General features: G+C 67.3%; 18 protein-coding genes and 1 pseudogene. 11 read left to right on the top strand and 8 right to left on the bottom strand.

Annotated elements, in window-relative coordinates; genetic code table 11:
• Positions 1-116 precede the first annotated feature (116 nt).
• Together LL962_RS06265 and LL962_RS06260 are read left to right on the top strand one after the other, a co-directional pair.
• Positions 117-995 (top strand): PhzF family phenazine biosynthesis protein, encoded by an 879-nt coding sequence (locus LL962_RS06265; protein WP_228316310.1) that lies wholly within the window; start codon positions 117-119, stop codon positions 993-995.
• Positions 996-1,026: 31 nt separating this feature from the next.
• On the top strand, positions 1,027-1,908 hold the full coding sequence (locus tag LL962_RS06260; protein ID WP_228316309.1) for a PhzF family phenazine biosynthesis protein: 882 nt from the start codon (positions 1,027-1,029) through the stop codon (positions 1,906-1,908).
• Positions 1,909-2,186: 278 nt separating this feature from the next.
• On the opposite strand, the gene LL962_RS06255 is transcribed toward LL962_RS06260, so the two are convergent.
• From LL962_RS06255 to LL962_RS06235, 5 genes are all read right to left on the bottom strand, one after another.
• Positions 2,187-2,798: a glycine zipper 2TM domain-containing protein gene (locus tag LL962_RS06255; RefSeq protein ID WP_167395315.1), complete on the bottom strand. Its 612-nt coding sequence runs from the start codon at positions 2,796-2,798 to the stop codon at positions 2,187-2,189.
• Positions 2,799-2,949: 151 nt separating this feature from the next.
• A complete protein-coding gene (locus LL962_RS06250) occupies positions 2,950-3,384 on the bottom strand; it encodes an OsmC family protein (protein ID WP_228316308.1) in 435 nt (144 codons plus the stop codon).
• Between the two features lie 188 nt (positions 3,385-3,572).
• Positions 3,573-4,520: an aspartate carbamoyltransferase catalytic subunit gene (locus LL962_RS06245; protein ID WP_104587282.1), complete on the bottom strand. Its 948-nt coding sequence runs from the start codon at positions 4,518-4,520 to the stop codon at positions 3,573-3,575.
• Positions 4,521-4,533: 13 nt separating this feature from the next.
• Positions 4,534-5,001, bottom strand: a complete 468-nt coding sequence (gene ruvX, locus LL962_RS06240) for a Holliday junction resolvase RuvX (protein ID WP_228316307.1) — start codon at positions 4,999-5,001, stop codon at positions 4,534-4,536.
• Positions 4,994-5,560, bottom strand: a complete 567-nt coding sequence (locus LL962_RS06235; protein ID WP_104587280.1) for a YqgE/AlgH family protein — start codon at positions 5,558-5,560, stop codon at positions 4,994-4,996. Before LL962_RS06235 ends, ruvX begins: the two co-directional genes overlap by 8 nt.
• Positions 5,561-5,637: 77 nt before the next feature.
• Here LL962_RS06235 and LL962_RS06230 point away from each other — a divergent pair, with 77 nt between their 5' ends.
• From LL962_RS06230 to LL962_RS06220, 3 genes and pseudogenes are all read left to right on the top strand, one after another.
• Entirely contained in the window at positions 5,638-7,485 is a 1,848-nt protein-coding gene (locus LL962_RS06230) for a DUF4153 domain-containing protein (RefSeq protein ID WP_228316306.1), read from the top strand.
• On the top strand, positions 7,482-8,021 hold the full coding sequence (locus LL962_RS06225) for a DNA-3-methyladenine glycosylase I (RefSeq protein WP_228316305.1): 540 nt from the start codon (positions 7,482-7,484) through the stop codon (positions 8,019-8,021). The genes LL962_RS06230 and LL962_RS06225 overlap by 4 nt, the downstream gene beginning before the upstream one ends.
• A 99-nt stretch (positions 8,022-8,120) precedes the next feature.
• Positions 8,121-9,020, top strand: a pseudogene (locus tag LL962_RS06220) (DUF72 domain-containing protein).
• A gap of 13 nt (positions 9,021-9,033) precedes the next feature.
• On the opposite strand, the gene LL962_RS06215 reads toward LL962_RS06220, so the two are convergent.
• The 3 genes from LL962_RS06215 to LL962_RS06205 form a co-directional block, all read right to left on the bottom strand.
• Positions 9,034-9,708, bottom strand: a complete 675-nt coding sequence (locus tag LL962_RS06215) for a YitT family protein (protein WP_167395322.1) — start codon at positions 9,706-9,708, stop codon at positions 9,034-9,036.
• 378 nt (positions 9,709-10,086) lie between these two features.
• Entirely contained in the window at positions 10,087-11,217 is a 1,131-nt protein-coding gene (locus tag LL962_RS06210; RefSeq protein ID WP_104587276.1) for a PilT/PilU family type 4a pilus ATPase, read from the bottom strand.
• Positions 11,218-11,377: 160 nt separating this feature from the next.
• The gene (locus LL962_RS06205; RefSeq protein WP_104543511.1) at positions 11,378-12,415 is read right to left on the bottom strand and encodes a type IV pilus twitching motility protein PilT; all 1,038 of its coding nucleotides are present in this window, start codon (positions 12,413-12,415) and stop codon (positions 11,378-11,380) included.
• 305 nt (positions 12,416-12,720) lie between these two features.
• On the opposite strand from LL962_RS06205, the gene LL962_RS06200 reads away from it, so the two are divergent.
• From LL962_RS06200 to LL962_RS06175, 6 genes are all read left to right on the top strand, one after another.
• The gene (locus tag LL962_RS06200) at positions 12,721-13,413 is read left to right on the top strand and encodes a YggS family pyridoxal phosphate-dependent enzyme (RefSeq protein ID WP_228316304.1); all 693 of its coding nucleotides are present in this window, start codon (positions 12,721-12,723) and stop codon (positions 13,411-13,413) included.
• A gap of 311 nt (positions 13,414-13,724) precedes the next feature.
• Positions 13,725-14,579, top strand: coding sequence for a pyrroline-5-carboxylate reductase (gene proC / locus LL962_RS06195; RefSeq protein ID WP_228316303.1), 855 nt, complete (start codon positions 13,725-13,727; stop codon positions 14,577-14,579).
• Between the two features lie 492 nt (positions 14,580-15,071).
• Positions 15,072-15,494, top strand: coding sequence for an HU family DNA-binding protein (locus LL962_RS06190; protein ID WP_104587274.1), 423 nt, complete (start codon positions 15,072-15,074; stop codon positions 15,492-15,494).
• Between the two features lie 142 nt (positions 15,495-15,636).
• Positions 15,637-16,221, top strand: coding sequence for a M23 family metallopeptidase (locus tag LL962_RS06185; RefSeq protein ID WP_228316302.1), 585 nt, complete (start codon positions 15,637-15,639; stop codon positions 16,219-16,221).
• A gap of 88 nt (positions 16,222-16,309) precedes the next feature.
• On the top strand, positions 16,310-16,612 hold the full coding sequence (locus LL962_RS06180; RefSeq protein WP_228316301.1) for a DUF3861 domain-containing protein: 303 nt from the start codon (positions 16,310-16,312) through the stop codon (positions 16,610-16,612).
• A gap of 169 nt (positions 16,613-16,781) precedes the next feature.
• Complete coding sequence (locus LL962_RS06175; protein WP_228316300.1) at positions 16,782-17,204, top strand: hypothetical protein; 423 nt, start codon at positions 16,782-16,784, stop codon at positions 17,202-17,204.
• The last annotated feature ends 47 nt before the right edge of the window (positions 17,205-17,251 follow it).

Genomic DNA, 17,251 nt, shown 5'->3' with positions numbered 1-17,251 from the left:
AATACCTCTCTCATGACCCAGCCAGCGGTCGCAGTCGCACGGCCTGGCCCCGCCACGCCGAGACGGTTCGCGCTGCAACCATCGGCATCTGCATCCACCATCGAGATCGCACCCGCATGAGCAAACATCGCTATCTGCAACTGGATGTCTTCGCCAGCCGCACCGGCGGCGGCAATCCGCTGGGCGTGGTGTTCGACGCGGCCGCCTTGTCGAGCGAGCAGATGCAGCAGATCGCCGCGTGGCTGAATCTGTCGGAGACGATCTTCTTCCTGCCGGTCAGCGTGCCCGATGCCGATTACCACATCCGTATCTTCACCCCGCGCGCCGAACTCCCCTTCGCCGGCCACCCCAGCGTCGGCGCTGCCTGGGCCGCGGCGACGCACGGATTGACCGGCTACAAGCCCGACGGCCGTCTGCGCCAGCAATGTGCTGCAGGCGTGCTGCCGGTGGAGGTGTTCGACCGCCATGGCGCGCTGCAGGTGCGGCTGCGCGCGCCGCCTGCACGCCTGGTGGCGACCGGCGACACCCACGTCGCGGCAGTGGAAGCCGCCTGTGCCGGGCTGCGCACGGCCCGGCAGCCTGCGGCGTTGTGGAACAACGGCCCGAACTGGTGGCTGCTGGAACTGGCCGATGCCGATGCGGTACGGCAGGCGCTGCCCGATCTTGCCGCGATCACCCGTCTGACCCAGGCCAGTGGCGCCACCGGATTGGCCATCTACGCGCCCGTCCATGGCGGTAACGAAGACCTGGTGGTGCGCGCGTTCTGCCCCGGTGACGGCATCCCGGAAGACCCGGTCACCGGCAGCGCCAACGCCTGCATCGCCGCGCGCCTGCACGACGAAGGACGCCTGCCTGGCACGGCCTCGCGCTATGTCGCCAGCCAGGGCCGCGAGGTCGGCCGTAATGGACGCATCCAGGTGGAACTGGACGACCACGGCGAGGTCTGGATCGGCGGAAGCACGCTGCAGGTGATCGACGGCCACATCGATTGGTAAGCTGCCGCGCCCTGCCCCGCGGATCGCGCCCATGACCACCCGCCGTTTCCTGCAACTGGATGTGTTCTCCGCCCGCCCCGGCAGCGGCAACCCGCTCGCGGTGGTGCTGGATGCCCAGGGCCTGGACGATGCGGCGATGCAGGCGATCGCACGCTGGACCAAACTGCCGGAAACCACCTTCGTGTTTCCGGCAGCCGACGCGCACAGCAGCTACCGGCTGCGCATGTTCTCGCCGCAGAAGGAGGTCCCGTTCGCCGGGCACCCCAGCGTGGGCACAGCCCATGCAGCCCTCGACGCAGGCCTGGCCGCGCCGGATGACGGACTGCTCGTGCAGGACGGCATCGCCGGCCAGTTGCCGCTACGCGTCGAACAGCGCGATGGTCACCGCAGCATCGCCATCCGCACGCCGCGTGCGCGCCTGGCCGAACAGACCACCGCCGACGACCCGCGCCTGCGCGCCGTCCTGCATGGCTGGCCGCTCGGCACCCTGCCGCCGGCGCTGATGGACGGCGGCCGCACCTGGTGGGTGGTGGAACTGGCCAGCGAGGCCGCCTTGCGCAGCCTGCAACCGGATTGGGACGCGATTGCCGCATTGGCCGAATCCACCGGCAGCATGGGCGTGTTCGCGTATGCGCGTGCGGCGGCCGCAGGCGCCTACGATCTGGCCGTGCGCGCCTTCGTGGGCAATGGGCGACGCTTCGAGGATGCCGCCTCCGGCGCAGCCAATGCCGTGCTGGCCGCCTGGTTGGACAGCCGCCATGCACTGCCCGGCAGCGGTCGCCGCTACGTGGCCAGCCAGGGCCGTGAAATCGGCTTCGATGCGCTGCTGGAGCTGCGCATCGATAGCAATGGCGATGTATGGTCCGGCGGCCAGGTGCAGACCGTCATCCGCGGAACGCTGGACTGGGACTGAGGGCGGTCGGCAGGAGTGTCTCGATCAGGGGCGATACGACGGCCTCCGAACGCAGCAGGCCAGCGCAACACGCTACCCGCCCAGGAACGGCCAACCGCCGCCGCGACCGCGCAGCCTGCAGGGGCGCGCGAATGCCGGAACTCTTGCAGGGCACTCGTCGCAACCTGTCCGCACGCAGCGATTACGCGTCGAGCCAGCAAGCGCTTCGCAAGCCGAATACAAAAAAACGCTGCGGCCGCCCGCAGCGTTCTTTCCTACCCTACTGACCTTGCACCAACTCAGTCGGGACGCACGTCCACGCGCACGCGGATCCGGTCGCCGGGGTTGTAGTCGCTGCGCGTGTGGTACATGCGCCCGCCGTACTCGTAGGTGACGTCGTAGCCATCCACGCGCTCGCGCGAGGTGCGATAGGACACCGGCTCGCAAACGCTGACATTGCCACGGTAGGTGCGGTTGTTGGCCTCGTAGATCGAGCGGCCCGCAGCCACGCCGGCCATGGTGCCGACAGCGGTACCCACCAGCCGGCCATTGCCGCCGCCGACCTGGCTACCCAGCACCGCGCCGGCGATGCCGCCGATCACACTCGCCACGCCACGACCGGAATTGGGCGACGCATAGCCACCCTCGTTGCGGTAGTAGCCATCGTTGCTGGTGTAGTAACCGTCCGCCGGTCGGTTGTAGCAGCGCTCGTTGGTGCGTTCGCTGTAGGAGTCGGACACGATGATCGGATCCACGCGCACGACCCGCGCGTATTCGTAACGGCCATCCTCGTAGCCGCCGCGGTAGGTATCGCGATAACCGTCGCGGTACCCGCCGTCGTAACGCTGCGCCGTCGCGGTGCCAGCCGCGGCCAGACCCATTACCAGAGCACCAAGCACAAGAGTTTTCATTGCGGCAGCTTCACAGGGAGGACACGCTGCCGATGCTCGGCGCGCGCCAGTGAAACCGCCCTGAACCGCGCAGCCCGGCGAAAAGCCTATTCAGCTTGCCGCCAGTTGCATCCGTCGGCGTCCGACGCCGACGGATGCACGCCTGCAGGGATCAGTTGGAAAACTCGGTTTCCAGGCTGATCGGTACCGCGCTCAATGCCTTGGAGACCGGGCAGTTCTTCTTGGCGGTATCGGCCAGCTCGCGAAACCTGGCCTCGTCGATGCCTGGCACGACCGCCTTGAGCTTGAGGCGGATCTGCGACAGCTGCGGGCCGCCTTCCATCGACAGATCCACATCCGCGCGCGTGTCCAGCGTGGCGGGCGGAAAGCCGGCCTCGCTCAGCTGCGCAGACAGCGCCATGGTGAAGCAGCCGGCGTGCGCGGCCGCGATGAGCTCTTCCGGATTGGTGCCTTTCTCATCGCCGAAGCGGCTGCTGAAGGCGTAGCGGGTATTGTCCATCAAGCCGCTTTGCGGCGTGCTGAGCTGGCCCTTGCCGGTCTTGAGGTCGCCGACCCAGTGTGCGGTGGCGTGACGCGAAATACCCATTGCGGTCTCCTGCGTTGAAAGGGGTCGTTACGATAGGGGAGCGCGTGTTACGTGGTGGTGCTGGGAATCGGGATTCGTGAGAGCGGACGACGGGGCGCGTCTGGTAGCGAGACTCGTGTCTGTTTGCCATGACAACGTCACACGCCGGACGCGACCGCGCTGGCTGGCGGCCGCGTTGCCGGTAACGCTTAACCGAGCAGGGTTTCCAGCACGGCCATGCGCACGGCCACGCCGTTGGCGACCTGGCGCAGCACGCACGATTGCGCGCCGTCGGCGACCTCGTCGGTGATCTCCACGCCGCGGTTGATCGGGCCCGGATGCAGCACTGCCGCATCGCGCCCGGCACGCACCAGGCGCTCGCGGGTGAGCCCATAGTCGGCGTGGTACTGCTCCAGCGACGGTACCAGCCCTTCTTCCATGCGCTCGCGCTGCAGGCGCAGCATCATCAACGCGTCGGCGCCCTCGAGCATGGCGTCGAAATCCTGGCCGACCACGCAGCCGTCGAGCATGCCGTCGTCGGGAAGCAGGCTGGCCGGGCCGCAGACACGGATCTCGCCGGCGCCCAGGGTCCGCAGCGCGTGCAGGTCCGAACGGGCCACGCGCGAGTGCTTCACGTCGCCGACGATGACGACCTTGAGCCTGGAGAAATCGGTGCCCTTGGCCTGGCGCAAGGTCAGCATGTCGAGCAGGCCCTGCGTGGGATGCGCGCTGCGGCCGTCGCCAGCGTTGATCAGGGCGGTGCCCTCGCCGGCCGCGGCGGCCAGCGCTTCCACCGCACCGTCGTCGGGATGGCGCACCACGAAACCGCGCACGCCCATCGCCTCGAGATTCTTCAAGGTATCGCGTGCGGTCTCGCCCTTGCGGGTGGACGAGGTCGATGCATCGAAATTGAGTACATCGGCACCCAGGCGCTGCGCGGCGAGATGGAACGAACTGCGCGTCCGGGTGGACGGCTCGAAGAACAGCGTGCACACCGCGGTGCCGGCCAGCACGCTGCGCTTGCCGACACGGCCCACCGCGGCATCGCGGATCTGGCCCGCGCGGTCGAGCAACTGCAGCAGCGTGGCGCGCGGCAAGCCTTCTAGGGTGAGCAGGTGACGCAAACGTCCATCCGAATCGAGTTGCATGGCAGTCATCGCAGGTCGGGAATCAAGGGAGGAAAGTGGCCTGGTCGGGCGCGGCCAGCCAGCGTTCGACGATCACGGCCGCGGCCATCGCGTCCAGCGCCTCGGCATCGCGACGACGCTTGCGCCCGTCGGCACGCTCGCGTGCGAAGCGTTGCGCGGCCTCCACCGAACTGGAGCGCTCGTCGATCAACACCACCGGCAGCGCGTAGCGTTCACGCAGCTCGCGGGCGAAGGCATGCGCACGCTTGCGTGCGGGCTGGTCCTTGTCGTCCAGGGTGAGTGGGTCGCCGACCACCAGGCCGTCCGGACGCCATTCCCTGTGCACGCGATCCAGGGCCACCCAGTCCGGGCCGCCGGCATGCACGTTGATCACGGCCACCGCACGTGCGCCGGCGCCCAGCGCGGTACCGACCGCCACGCCGATCCTGCGCGACCCCACATCGAAGCCCAGCACCGTGCCATCGGGGCGGATGGTGCCCGCCTCAGGCATGCCCGGAATAATCCGTGAGCCGGAACAGGTCCACACCGATGCGCCCGGCAGCGGTCTGCCAGCGATCTTCCAGTGCGGTATCGAACAGCACATCTGCATCGGACGGTGCGGTGAGCCAGCTGTTCTCGCCCAGCTCGAATTCCAGCTGCCCTGCCCCCCAGCCGGCACACCCCAGCGCCACCAGCGCATTGCGCGGGCCTTCGCCAGCGGCCATGGCCTCGAGGATGTCGCGCGAGGTGGTCAGGAACACGCCCTGCCCCACTTCCAGGCTGGAATCCCATTCGCGCGCGTCGTCATGGATGACGAAGCCGCGCTCCGGATGCACCGGCCCGCCACTGAGCACGATCTGCTCGCGTAACTGCGCGTCTTCGGTTTCGATCCCCATCTGCGACAGCACTTCGCCCAAGGTGTACTCGGAAGGACGGTTGACCAGCACCCCCATCGCGCCGTTCTCGTCGTGCTGGCAGATCAGCGCGACGCTACGCGAAAAGGTGGGGTCGGACAGCGCCGGGAGCGCAATCAGCAGTTGGTTGGCCAGCGGCGTGGGCAAAACGGACATGGCCGCATTCTAGCCGTTCGCTCTGCCGCGCGCTGGGCCGGTGCGATACTGCAGCCCCACACCGCCAAGGACCGACGATGCCGAGCCCACCGCCACCCGCGCTTCCCGACGCGGCGCTGCCCCGCCAGATCCGCGCCGCCATCGTGCTGGTGGCATTGCTGCAGGGCGGCCTGCTGTACCTGGCCGCGCTGGGCGCGCAGCAGGGCATGCGGCCCTTCACCGACCTCGGCGTACGCGTCTGCTGGTACACCCTGGTGATGACGGTTCCCAGCATGGTGCTGCTGAGCCTGCAGGATCTGCGCGATCGACGCCTGTGGCAGCACGTGGCCGGCAGCACGCTGGTATTGGCTGCATTGGGCAGCTGGGCGGCATGGAGCGCCACCGGTGCGCCAGGGCTGCGGACGGGCGCGGTGCTGTGGCCGTTCGGCTTCACTGTTGCGGTGGGCTGGTTCGTTGCGCTGCCGTGGTTGCAGTATCGGCAACAGCACGGCCACTGGCGGGCCGACTACCGCGAGCTGTTCGAACATGCCTGGCAGAACGCGCTGACGCTCGCACTGGCGCTGCTGTTCGTGTGGGTCTGCTGGATGGTGTTGTGGCTGTGGGCCAGCCTGTTCGCGCTGGTCAAGATCATGGTGTTCCGCGAGTTGTTTCGCGAACAGGCCTTCATCTACCTGGCGACCGGCGTGATCGCCGGGCTGGGCGTGCTGATCGGGCGGACCCAGCACCGCGCCGTGCAGGTGATGCGGCAGATCCTGTTCTCGCTGTGTACCGGCCTGCTGCCGCTGCTGGCCGGCATCGCGCTGCTGTTCCTGCTGGTACTGCCGTTCACCGGCTTGCAGGCGCTCTGGCAGACCCGTTCGGCGGCCGCGCTCCTGTTGAGCCTGGTGTTCGGGCTGGTGCTGTTCACCAATGCGGTCTATCGGGATGGCAGCGTGCAGCCGCCCTATCCGCGTTGGCTGCGCGGCGTGGTCGAGGCCGGCCTGCTCAGCCTGCCGCTGCATGCGGCCCTGGCGGCTTACGCGGTGATGCTGCGCATCACCCAGCACGGCTGGACCGGCGAACGCTTCTGCGCGGCGATCCTGGCGGCGCTGGCGCTGGCCTATGCCCTGGCCTATGCCTTCGCGGTGCTGCGGCCGCGCGCCGATCGCTGGCTACCGCACCTGGCCAGCGGCAATCTGCTGCTGTCGTGGGTGGTGATCGGCCTGGCGATCCTGATCAACAGCCCATTGCTCGATCCCTACCGCATCACCGTGCATAGCCAGCTGCAGCGCTTGGCCAACGCCACGCCCGCCCGTGCGAACGAGAATCTGGAGTTCCTGCGCTTCGACAACGGTCGCCGCGGCTATCTGGCGGTGCAGTCGCTGCGCGAGGATCCGGCGATTGCCGGCGATGCGGCGCGCAAGCAGCGGGTGGAGCGGCTGCTGGCACGCACCGAGCGCTGGAGGCGCGACGAGCCGGCAGCGGAGCCGGCGAGCAGGGAATTGACCGATCTCGCCCAGATCCGCAAGCAGGTCGGCGTGGCTGCCGGCAAGGCAGAGCCGCCAGCCGATTGGTGGACCTACCTGCTGACCTCCACGCCGCGGCTGCAGGATCGTGGCGACTGCACGCGCAGCGACAGCGATTGCGTGGTCAGCAGCGACGACCTGGATGGCGACGGCCAGCCCGACGTACTGCTGTGCAACGTCAAGGGCGAATATGCGATCGATTGCGTGCTGTATGCACGCAATTCCGGTGGTTGGTATCAGGCAGGCACGAGCCGGCACTATTCCGGCGGCGGCCATGCCCAGGAGCAGTTGCGCGGCGCACTGCGCAACGGCCAGCTGCGCACACGCCCCAGCCGATGGCCGGATCTGGTGCTGCCGGAAGACACGCGCATCGACATCAAGCCCAGCGCCGAAGGCCTGGCACCGGAGCCTCGCCCATGAGCAGCTACTGCTCCGTCGCACCCGGCCACCCGGTGCATGCCCATTACCACGAACACGAATACGGCTTTCCGCAACGTGACGAACGCGAGCTGTTCGAACGCCTGGTGCTGGAAATCAATCAGGCCGGACTGAGCTGGGAAACCATCCTGCGCAAGCGCGACAACTTCCGCCGCGCCTATGCCGGGTTCGACGTGGACAGCGTGGCCGCCTACGGCGATGCCGAGATCGCGCGCCTGCTGGGCGATACGGGCATCATTCGCAATCGGCTGAAGATCCTGGCGGCCATCCACAACGCGCAGGTCATCCAGACGCTGCGCCGCTCGCACGGCAGCTTCGCGCAATGGCTGGATGCGCAGCATCCGCTGGACAAGCCGGCCTGGGTCAAGCTGTTCAAGAAGACCTTCCGCTTCACCGGCGGCGAGATCACCGGCGAATTCCTGATGAGCCTGGGCTATCTGCCCGGCGCGCATCACGCCGGCTGCCCCGTGCATGCGCAGATCGCGGCACTGGCGCCACCGTGGATGCGCACGGGGTGAGCGATCGCATTCGCGCCTCAAGCAACGGGCGCATGCGATCCACGCCGCCTTGCCGCGGTATCGACGGAGGCTGCACGTCCCGCGCTGCATGGTCGGCGCATGAGCATTCGCATCGGCATCTCCGGCTGGCGCTACCCACGCTAGCGTGGCACGTTCTATCCCAGCGGACTGGTCCAGCGGCGCGAACTCGAATACGCCGCAGCGTGCTTCCCCAGCGTGGAGATCAACGGTTCGTTCTATTCGCTGCAGCGGCCCGAGAGCTATCGAAGCTGGCACGACGAGACGCCTGACGACTTCGTGTTCGCGATCAAGGGGCCGCGTTTCGTTACCCACATGAAGCGCCTGCGCGACTGCCGGCAGGCGTTGGCCAATTTCTTCGCTTCCGGCGTCCTGCGCCTGGGGCCCAAGCTGGGCCCCGTGCTGTGGCAACTGCCTCCGAACCTGCGTTTCGACGCCGATCTTCTGGACGCCTTCCTCTCCAGCCTGCCGCGCGACACCGCTGCCGCCCTCGCGCTGGCGCGGCGACGCGATAGTGCGCTCATGCATGGGCGCACCGCGCTCAGCATCGATCGCGCCCGCACGCTGCGGCACGCGCTGGAGGTACGCCACCCGAGCTTCTGCGACAAGGCCTGCATGCACCTGCTGCGCAAGCACAACGTGGCCGTGGTCGTGGCCGATACCGCCGGCAGATTCCCTTATCTGGAAGACGTCACCGCCGACTTCATGTATCTACGCCTGCACGGGGACGCGCAACTTTATGCCAGCGGCTACAGCGAGCCGGCGCTGGATCGCTGGGCGGCACGGATCGCGACATGGGCCGCAGGACGAGAACCCGGCGATGCCGAACGCATCGGCTCGCGCGCCACCAGGCGTGCGCGACGTGATGTGTATTGCTACTTCGACAACGACCTGAAGGTGCATGCACCGTTCGATGCGCGTGGCCTGATGCAGCGACTGGGGCTGCCCACCGACTGCCCCGGGCGCGCGGAGCCGGCCTAGTGCCGCGGCGCGCTCACACGCCCATGTAACGGTGCGGGCGGTGGTTGAACATCAGCACCAGGCTCAGCATCAGCGCGCCGATCGCCGAATACAGCACCTTGTCCGGCCTCAGCACGAAGAAGGCCGCCAGCATCAGCATCGCATCGAAGCTCATCTGCACCTTGCCGGCGCTCCAGCCACGTTCGCGTTGCAGGTAGACCGCCAGGATGCCGATGCCGCCCAGGCTGCCGCGGTGGCGGATGAAGAACAGGATGCCCAGGCCGGACAGCGCACCGCCCACGATGGCCGAAAACGCGGTACTCATCCGCGCGTAGTCGGCCCAGCGCGGCAGCAGGTTGGTCAGCGCGCCACAGGCAGCCACCGCCACGAAGGTCTTCAGGGTGAATTCCCAGCCCATCCGGCGCACGCTCAACCAGTAGAACGGCAGGTTGACCAGCACGAACACCAGGCCGAAGTTCCAGCCCAGCGCGTAGTGCAGCAGAAATGCCACACCGGCCATGCCACCGATCATCAGCCCGCCCTTGGCGAAGATCGCAAGGCCCAGCGACGCCACCAACGTGGCCAGCACCATTCCCTGCACATCCTCGGCGACCGAATGGTGATACGCGTGGTCGTCGGCCGGGGTGCCCGCCGAATCCGGCGGTGGCGTCAGCGGGCCGGACGTGACCACGGCGCCATCATCGGGCAACGGCTCTTGCTCCGGACGCAAGTCGGAATCGGGAAGGCTCACGGGTATGGGGAACTGCAGTGGGGTGCGATATTAGACACTATCGGCTGGCGCGGTTACATCTGAAACCGGGGCGCCAGGCAGACGTCAGAGACTACGCGGGCTGGCGCGACATATTGGAGCGTGCCCTCTGCAGGGCACGATGTTGGCAAGCGCAGCGTGTCTGTGCGATTCAGCGTTTTGCCGACGATTACGGCCTGATTGCCTGTGACCAGCCCGGGACGCGGCATTCCCGACGGCACAGACAGAAGGGTCTAGGTCCTGCCAGCGGACCATCGGCCTGATGCCGTGAGCTGGCGACGCGACCAGGGCACGCCATCGGCATCCTGGCTACCGACCTCACCGAACCTCGGCGATCTCCACGCCGTCTAGTCCCTGGGCCAGGGTCTTGGCATCGCCCCCCTGGGACAGCTTGATACGCAGGCGCACCTCGTTCTGCGAATCGGCGTAGCGCAAGGCGTCTTCGTAGCTGATCTCGCCGGCCTGGTAGAGCTCGAACAGGCTCTGATCGAAGGTCCGCATGCCCAGGTTGGTGGACTCCTTCATGATCTCCTTGAGCTTGTGGATCTCGCCGTCGCGGATGTAGTCCTGCACCAGCGGTGTGCCCAGCATGATCTCCATCGCCACCCGGCGGCCGCGCCCGTCCGGGGTCGGAATCAGCTGCTGCGCGACCACGCCCTTGAGGTTCAGCGACAGGTCCATCAGCAACTGGTTGCGGCGGTCTTCCGGGAAGAAGTTGATGATGCGGTCCATCGCCTGGTTGGCGTTGTTGGCGTGCAGGGTGCACAGCACCAGGTGGCCGGTCTCGGCGAAGGCGATGGCGTGGTCCATGCCCTCGCGGGTGCGCACCTCGCCGATCATGATCACGTCCGGCGCCTGCCGTAGGGTGTTCTTCAGCGCGTTCTCCCAGCTGTCGGTGTCGATGCCGACCTCGCGCTGGGTGATGATGCAGCCCTCGTGCTTGTGCACGAACTCGATCGGGTCCTCGATGGTGATGATGTGCCCGGTGGAATTCTGGTTGCGGTAGCCGATCATCGCCGCCAGCGAGGTCGACTTACCGGTACCGGTGGCGCCGACGAAAATGATGATGCCGCGCTTGGTCATCGCCAGGGTCTTGATCACCGGCGGCAGGCTCAGCTCTTCCACCGTGGGAATGCGCGTTTCGATCCGGCGCAGCACCATGCCGACCTGGTTGCGCTGGTAGAAGCAGCTCACACGGAAGCGCCCCACCCCGGACACGCCGATGGCGAAATTGCATTCGTGGGTCTTTTCGAACTCCTCGCGCTGCGCCGGCGTCATCACGTTCAACACCAGGTCGCGGCTCTGCTGCGCAGTCAGCGGCGTCTGCGTGATCGGGCTGATCTTGCCATGCACCTTGATCGCCGGCGGCATGCCGGAGGTGATGAACAGATCCGACGCCTTCTGGTGCGCCATGAGCTTGAGGAAGGAGGTGAAGTCGATGGTGCTCATTTGAGGCTCCGGGACCCGGGACCCGGAACCCGGGACCCGGAACAGCCGCGGCTGCCACCGTTCCCACGCCCCTTACCCGCTTCGGCCCAATCTGATGAAAAATCACAGTGCATCGCTGCCGCTTCACCGGGTCCCGGGTCCCGGGTCCCGAATCCCGGCTTCACTCGAAGATCCGCTTGTCCTTGGCGTACTCGCGCGCCTGGTTGCGCGTGATCAGGCTGCGCTTGACCAGATCCTGCAGATGCTGATCCAGCGTCTGCATGCCGTATTGCTGGCCGGTCTGGATCGCCGAGTACATCTGCGCCACCTTGTCCTCGCGGATCAGGTTGCGGATGGCCGGGGTGCCGACCATGATTTCCCACGCCGCCGTCCGGCCACCGCCGACCTTCTTCAGCAGCGCCTGCGAAATCACCGCGCGCAGCGATTCGGACAGCATCGAGCGCACCATCGGCTTTTCGCCGGCCGGGAACACGTCGATGATGCGATCGATGGTCTTGGCCGCCGAACTGGTGTGCAGGGTACCGAACACCAGGTGGCCGGTTTCCGCCGCGGTGAGCGCCAAGCGGATGGTTTCCAGATCGCGCAATTCGCCGACAAGGATGATGTCCGGGTCTTCGCGCAACGCCGAGCGCAGCGCCTCGTTGAAGCCGTGCGTATCGCGATGCACTTCGCGCTGGTTGATCAGGCACTTCTGCGAGGTGTGCACGAACTCGATCGGATCCTCGACCGTGAGGATGTGGCCGTATTCGTTCTTGTTGATGTAGTCGATCATGCCGGCCAGCGTGGTCGACTTGCCCGAACCGGTCGGACCGGTGACCAGGATCAGCCCCTGCGGCTGGTCGATCAACTGGCGGAAGATCGGCGGGCACCCCAGGTCTTCCAGGGTCAGCACCTCGGAGGGAATGGTGCGGAACACCGCACCGGCGCCGCGGTTCTGGTTGAACGCGTTGACGCGGAAGCGCGCCAGCGAGGGAATCTCGAACGAGAAGTCGACCTCGAGGAATTCTTCGTAGTCGCGCCGCTGCTTGTCCGACATGATGTCGTACACCAGCGCGTGCACCTGCTTGTGGTCCAGCGCCGGAATGTTGATGCGGCGGACATCGCCATCGACACGGATCATCGGCGGCAACCCGGCGGACAGGTGCAGGTCCGATGCCTTGTTCTTGACTGAAAACGCCAATAGTTCAGCGATATCCATGCGCTGCTTTTCCCCTAGGCTGCGATTGGAAGGTACTCCCCGGCCGGCAGTATAGCGTTCTGGCAGCGCGCTGGAAGCGGCCCGGGGCCGGTTCAGGCCGGCAACCGCATGCGTGGCTGAAGCGGTCGGTTTGTTCGCTGTGCCGGGCTGACGAGAGCAGATTCGCAGAACCTGGCCAGCTCCCACCAAACCGGCTCGACGCCCCGATCTCGCCTGGCTGCCAGCGGGTCATGGTTGGCCCCGGCCTGGAACGCGGCAGCGGGCGGCGTCACACTAGCGCTCCGCATTCTTAATTGGAGCGCCACGTGCCGGCTTCGTCGCTGCAGCAGATTCTCGATGCCATCCAGGCCGCTGCGGTCGCGCACGCGCGCCAGGAGGTGCGCCTGCTGGCGGTATCCAAGACCAAGCCGGCCGAGGCCATCGCCGCATTGGCGGCCCAGGGCCAGCGCGCGTTCGGCGAGAACTATGTGCAGGAGGCGGAAGCCAAGATCGTCGCGCTGCAGGCCCTGGAGCTGGAATGGCATCTGATCGGCCACCTGCAGTCCAACAAGGCCGAGATGGCCAGCCGCTGCTTCGACTGGGTGCAGAGCATTGACCGACCCAAGCTGATTCCGCTGCTGGCGCGCCACCGCCCGCAGGATCGCGCCCCATTGAATGTGCTGATCCAGGTCAACATCGACGACGAGGACAGCAAGCACGGCTGCGCGCCCGAGGCGATCGACCGGCTTGCCGATGCCATCGCCCTGCAACCGCGTCTGCGGCTGCGCGGGCTGATGGCCATTCCCGCCCCGTTTGCCGAGCAGGCGCGGCGTGACGCCGCGTTCTCCCGCATGCAGGTGCTGTTCGCCCGGCTGAGGCAGCGCTTCGGCCAGGTGGATACCTTGTCGATGGGAATGAGTTCGGACTTCACCGAAGCGATCGCCGCCGGCGCCACCATGGTGCGGGTGGGCACAGCGCTGTTCGGCGAGCGCGCGGCGTCGCACGCTGCCTCAGCCTGAGTCGAGTGCCCGGCATCGGGCGTGGCGCCTCCGGTCTGGAGCGGCAGACAGCATGTTGCGGAGGAGGATCGGCAAGCGTGATCGCATAACAACCGCAGTGGACGCGACATGCATCTGCGTTCGCATGCGGCTGGCGCGCGCCGGACAGCCGGACCGGCCTTCATGGGCAACACCGCAGCCATCGCGGCGACCATGGTCCGCCTGCGAACGCGCAGCACCACGCACCCGTACACTGACGCGCTGTGCGGTCATCGGCCGAACCGAGTGCCGGCTGCCCGTTCCATCCACCCGCCAAGCTCCGAGGTGTCGCAATGTCACTGCCACTGTCTTCCGCATCGCCGCTTTCCACCGCAGCGCGCATCGCATTCGTCGGAGGCGGCAACATGGCGCGCAGCCTGATTGCCGGACTCATCCGGCAAGGAATGCCGGCCGCCAGTATCCGGGTCGCCGAACCAATGGACGAACTGCGCGCGGCGCTGTCGCACGATTTCGGCGTGGAGGCCGTGACCGAGGCACGCCTCGCCGCCGACGGCGCCGCTATCTGGATCATGGCGGTCAAGCCGCAGGTCATGCCGACGGTGTGCGCGCACCTGGCCGGGCTGGCACAGGCGCAGCAGCCGTTGTTGCTGTCCATCGCCGCCGGCATCACCGCCACCCAGTTGCAGCGTTGGTCGGGCGGCGACCTGGCCGTGGTGCGTGCCATGCCCAATACCCCCGCCCTACTCGGCGCCGGCGTCACCGGCCTGTACGCCAACGCACGCGTGTCCGACGCGCAACGCACCCAGGCAGGCCAGCTGCTGGAAAGTGCCGGGGTCACCGTGTGGATCGACGACGAAGCACAGATGGATGCAGTGACGGCGGTCTCCGGCAGCGGGCCGGCCTATGTGTTCCTGCTGGCCGAGGCGATGGAAGCGGCGGCACGGGAGCAAGGCCTGCCGGCGGACACCGCACGCACGCTGGTCCTGCACACGCTGCTCGGCGCCGCGCGCATGCTGACCGAATCGGGCGAAGCGCCCGAGGTGCTGCGCCGTCGCGTGACCTCGCCCAATGGCACGACGCAGGCAGCGATCGAGACATTCCAGGCCGGCGGCTTCGAAGCGCTTGCGTCGAAAGCGATCGCGGCAGCCACCGAACGTGGCCGCAGTCTTTCTGCCGCAAACGACTAGGCCGGCGCTGGCAGGGCGGCATGTGCAGACCGGCAGGATGCCGCCGATCGCGTCCAGCGCTTCGCGCACGTCTGGCATCCACCGCACGCCACCGCAGCGGCGAGGCGTCCACAAGCAGACGCCGCCACACTGGCGCCGCTTCCAGCAGCAGGGCCGCTGACGGATACCTGGCTCACGGCAACAGCGGCCGTGTGCAATCGTTCGCAACCTCCGAACGCAGTGCGCACCGCCGTCGCCTGGCGCGCGGAGCACATGCGCCTGCGCAACCTGCTGCTGTGCATCAGATGCCGTGCGAAGGTCGCTGCCATCTGCGTAACGCACGCGGTTTCCCCCGCGTTTTACCCCGCCAGTGAACGAATCCCGGTCCAAACGCGCTTTTTTATGCCGTTTCATCGTTTGCCTATTGGCGGCGCGCAACAGTTGCCCTACATTTCGCGTTGCCGACCGGGTCGGCAGACCCAACACCACCAACGAATACGGAACGCATAACCCATGGCAAAAACCGCCGCTAAGAAGGCTGCCCCCAAGAAGGCAGTGAAGAAGGTCGCCGCCACCAAGACCGCAAAGCCGGCCAAGGCCGCGACCAAGTCCGCCGCGCCGAAGCCGATCAAGGAAGCCCTGAGCAAGACCGGCCTGGTCGCGCACATCGCAGAATCCACCCAGTTGGCTCCGAAGGACGTCCGCGCCGTGCTGGCCTCGCTGGAAGCCGCCGCGCACGCCTCGCTGAGCAAGAAGGGCGTCGGCAGCTTCACCCTGCCGGGCATGCTGAAGCTGACCACCGTGCACGTGCCGGCCAAGCCCAAGCGCAAGGGCATCAATCCGTTCACCAAGGAAGAGCAGACCTTCGCAGCCAAGCCGGCGACCGTCAAACTCCGGTCTCGCCCGCTCAAGCGGTTGAAGGACGCCGCGCTCTGATCGAGCGCGCCGGCAATGCCATCGAGACGGCCTTCGGGCCGTCTTTTTTTGTGCCGCTCGAAACCTCGTTGCAGCGCTGCACCACATGCCGCTCATCGCCGCTCCCCTACCCTGAGCGGTGTCTCCGCAAGCAGCAGCGTCCATGACCTCAGCCACTCCGACATCGAGCCCGGCACGCCGGCTTCGGCGCTTTCTGCTCTGGATCGCGGCGCTGTGCGTCCTGGCGGTCGGCGCGCGCTGGGCATGGCAGCTGCCGATGGCCGAACAACTGCGCACCACCTGGGAGTTGTCGCGGATGCCGCCACCGCAGGCGTTGCGGATTCCAGTGCAGGACGTACGTGCCCGACAGATCGCAGACACCTTCGGCGCGCCACGTGGACGCGACCGCACGCACGCCGGAGTGGACATCTTCGCGCCGCGCGGTACTCCGGTATTGGCCGCAACCCGCGGCGTGGTCAGCGCGATCCGCGATCGCGGACTGGGCGGCAAACAGGTGTGGATACTGGGTCCGGCAATGGAGCGACACTACTATGCGCACCTGGACGACTGGGCCGCGGGGCTGAAGGTCGGCGACGTGGTCGAGCCCGGCACGCACCTGGGCAAGGTGGGCACGACGGGGAACGCACGCGGTACACCGCCACATCTGCACTATGGGGTCTATGGACGCAACGGTGCGTACGATCCGTTGCCGCTACTGCGTCAGAACGCGCCGGCAGCGGGCGATTGAGGACGCTGGAACACTGCGTCATGGCTTGCGCTATCGAGCGCGCCGCGCCCTATGCCTATGGTGGTGCACCAACAGCGACGCGATCACCATGTCCAGAAAACGCTATCGCATCACGGTCACGCCCATCGAACCCGATGGCCGCCCCTGCGCGGACCGCTGCGCCATCGAATTCGAACAGCGCTCCCGCGCGGACTGGATGCGCCTGCTCGAAGACCTGCACCGGCGCCGCGACCTGAGCAGCGACGAGTGCGCCGCGCTGACGGTGGGCGCGCAACTGCTGGAAGATCTGGCAGCACGCCCACGCGCACGCCCCAGCAACGCGCTGGATGCACTGCGGCCAAAACTGCAGGCACTGCTGGAGCGCCTGCAACGCGTGCAGCCCGGCGGCTGAGCATGGCGGCGCGACCTGCCGTTACACTGCGCGCTTCGGGAAGGGGAACTCCATGCGCTGGATCGGAATCATCGTCGCGGTCGTTACGATCGGCGGCTGCAGTTGCGGGCGTAACCCGGACGCGGACACGCGGACCGCAGCATCGGCGCAGACACATTCGAACCCGGCAATGGCCGCCGCCAATGCCGGCGGCAACCTCTCCGTGCCACCCGCTGCCGCTCCGGCGGTCGATGCGGCGACGCTGGCCGGCCTGACCGCGGCCGGGTCCACCGTGCAGCGTTATCTGGGTGCCCTGCCCGGTGCCGCGCGCACGCAGGCCGATGCACTCTGGGTCGGCGGCCGCCCACCACCGGTGCCGGACGACGCTGCGCTGCGCGCCATCGGCGGCATCGTCTCGATGCGCATCCTCAACGATCCTCCACGATCGCTGGATCCCCGACAGCCGCTGCAACGGGTGGAAGTGCCGGTACGCATCCTCGTCCGCACCACCTCGGGCAGTCAGCAACTGAACGGGACATACCGGTTGCAACCACGCCCCGGCGGCGATGACTGGGAGATCTATTCGGCCACCTTGCAGCCGGTATTGCGCTAACCCTCGGTTCACCGGCACCGACTAAGGTTGTGCCATTCGTTGCCGGA

It is taken from the genome of Xanthomonas sp. NCPPB 1067, assembly GCF_020783795.1.
GTDB lineage: Bacteria > Pseudomonadota > Gammaproteobacteria > Xanthomonadales > Xanthomonadaceae > Xanthomonas > Xanthomonas melonis.
This window is presented reverse-complemented; position numbering and strand designations above follow the sequence as displayed.

What these genes read in the sequence shown, in the direction of transcription:
- LL962_RS06190 (WP_104587274.1), top strand. Translation starts at nt 15,072, where the DNA reads ATGGCAAAAACCGCCGCTAAGAAGGCTGCCCCCAAGAAGGCAGTGAAG.
- LL962_RS06185 (WP_228316302.1), top strand. Translation starts at nt 15,637, where the DNA reads ATGACCTCAGCCACTCCGACATCGAGCCCGGCACGCCGGCTTCGGCGC.
- LL962_RS06245 (WP_104587282.1), bottom strand. Translation starts at nt 4,520, where the DNA reads ATGACTGCCATGCAACTCGATTCGGATGGACGTTTGCGTCACCTGCTC.
- LL962_RS06265 (WP_228316310.1), top strand. Translation starts at nt 117, where the DNA reads ATGAGCAAACATCGCTATCTGCAACTGGATGTCTTCGCCAGCCGCACC.
- LL962_RS06235 (WP_104587280.1), bottom strand. Translation starts at nt 5,560, where the DNA reads ATGTCCGTTTTGCCCACGCCGCTGGCCAACCAACTGCTGATTGCGCTC.
- LL962_RS06230 (WP_228316306.1), top strand. Translation starts at nt 5,638, where the DNA reads ATGCCGAGCCCACCGCCACCCGCGCTTCCCGACGCGGCGCTGCCCCGC.
- ruvX (WP_228316307.1), bottom strand. Translation starts at nt 5,001, where the DNA reads ATGCCTGAGGCGGGCACCATCCGCCCCGATGGCACGGTGCTGGGCTTC.
- LL962_RS06225 (WP_228316305.1), top strand. Translation starts at nt 7,482, where the DNA reads ATGAGCAGCTACTGCTCCGTCGCACCCGGCCACCCGGTGCATGCCCAT.
- LL962_RS06210 (WP_104587276.1), bottom strand. Translation starts at nt 11,217, where the DNA reads ATGAGCACCATCGACTTCACCTCCTTCCTCAAGCTCATGGCGCACCAG.
- LL962_RS06250 (WP_228316308.1), bottom strand. Translation starts at nt 3,384, where the DNA reads ATGGGTATTTCGCGTCACGCCACCGCACACTGGGTCGGCGACCTCAAG.
- LL962_RS06205 (WP_104543511.1), bottom strand. Translation starts at nt 12,415, where the DNA reads ATGGATATCGCTGAACTATTGGCGTTTTCAGTCAAGAACAAGGCATCG.
- LL962_RS06255 (WP_167395315.1), bottom strand. Translation starts at nt 2,798, where the DNA reads ATGAAAACTCTTGTGCTTGGTGCTCTGGTAATGGGTCTGGCCGCGGCT.
- LL962_RS06175 (WP_228316300.1), top strand. Translation starts at nt 16,782, where the DNA reads ATGGCCGCCGCCAATGCCGGCGGCAACCTCTCCGTGCCACCCGCTGCC.
- proC (WP_228316303.1), top strand. Translation starts at nt 13,725, where the DNA reads ATGTCACTGCCACTGTCTTCCGCATCGCCGCTTTCCACCGCAGCGCGC.
- LL962_RS06180 (WP_228316301.1), top strand. Translation starts at nt 16,310, where the DNA reads ATGTCCAGAAAACGCTATCGCATCACGGTCACGCCCATCGAACCCGAT.
- LL962_RS06260 (WP_228316309.1), top strand. Translation starts at nt 1,027, where the DNA reads ATGACCACCCGCCGTTTCCTGCAACTGGATGTGTTCTCCGCCCGCCCC.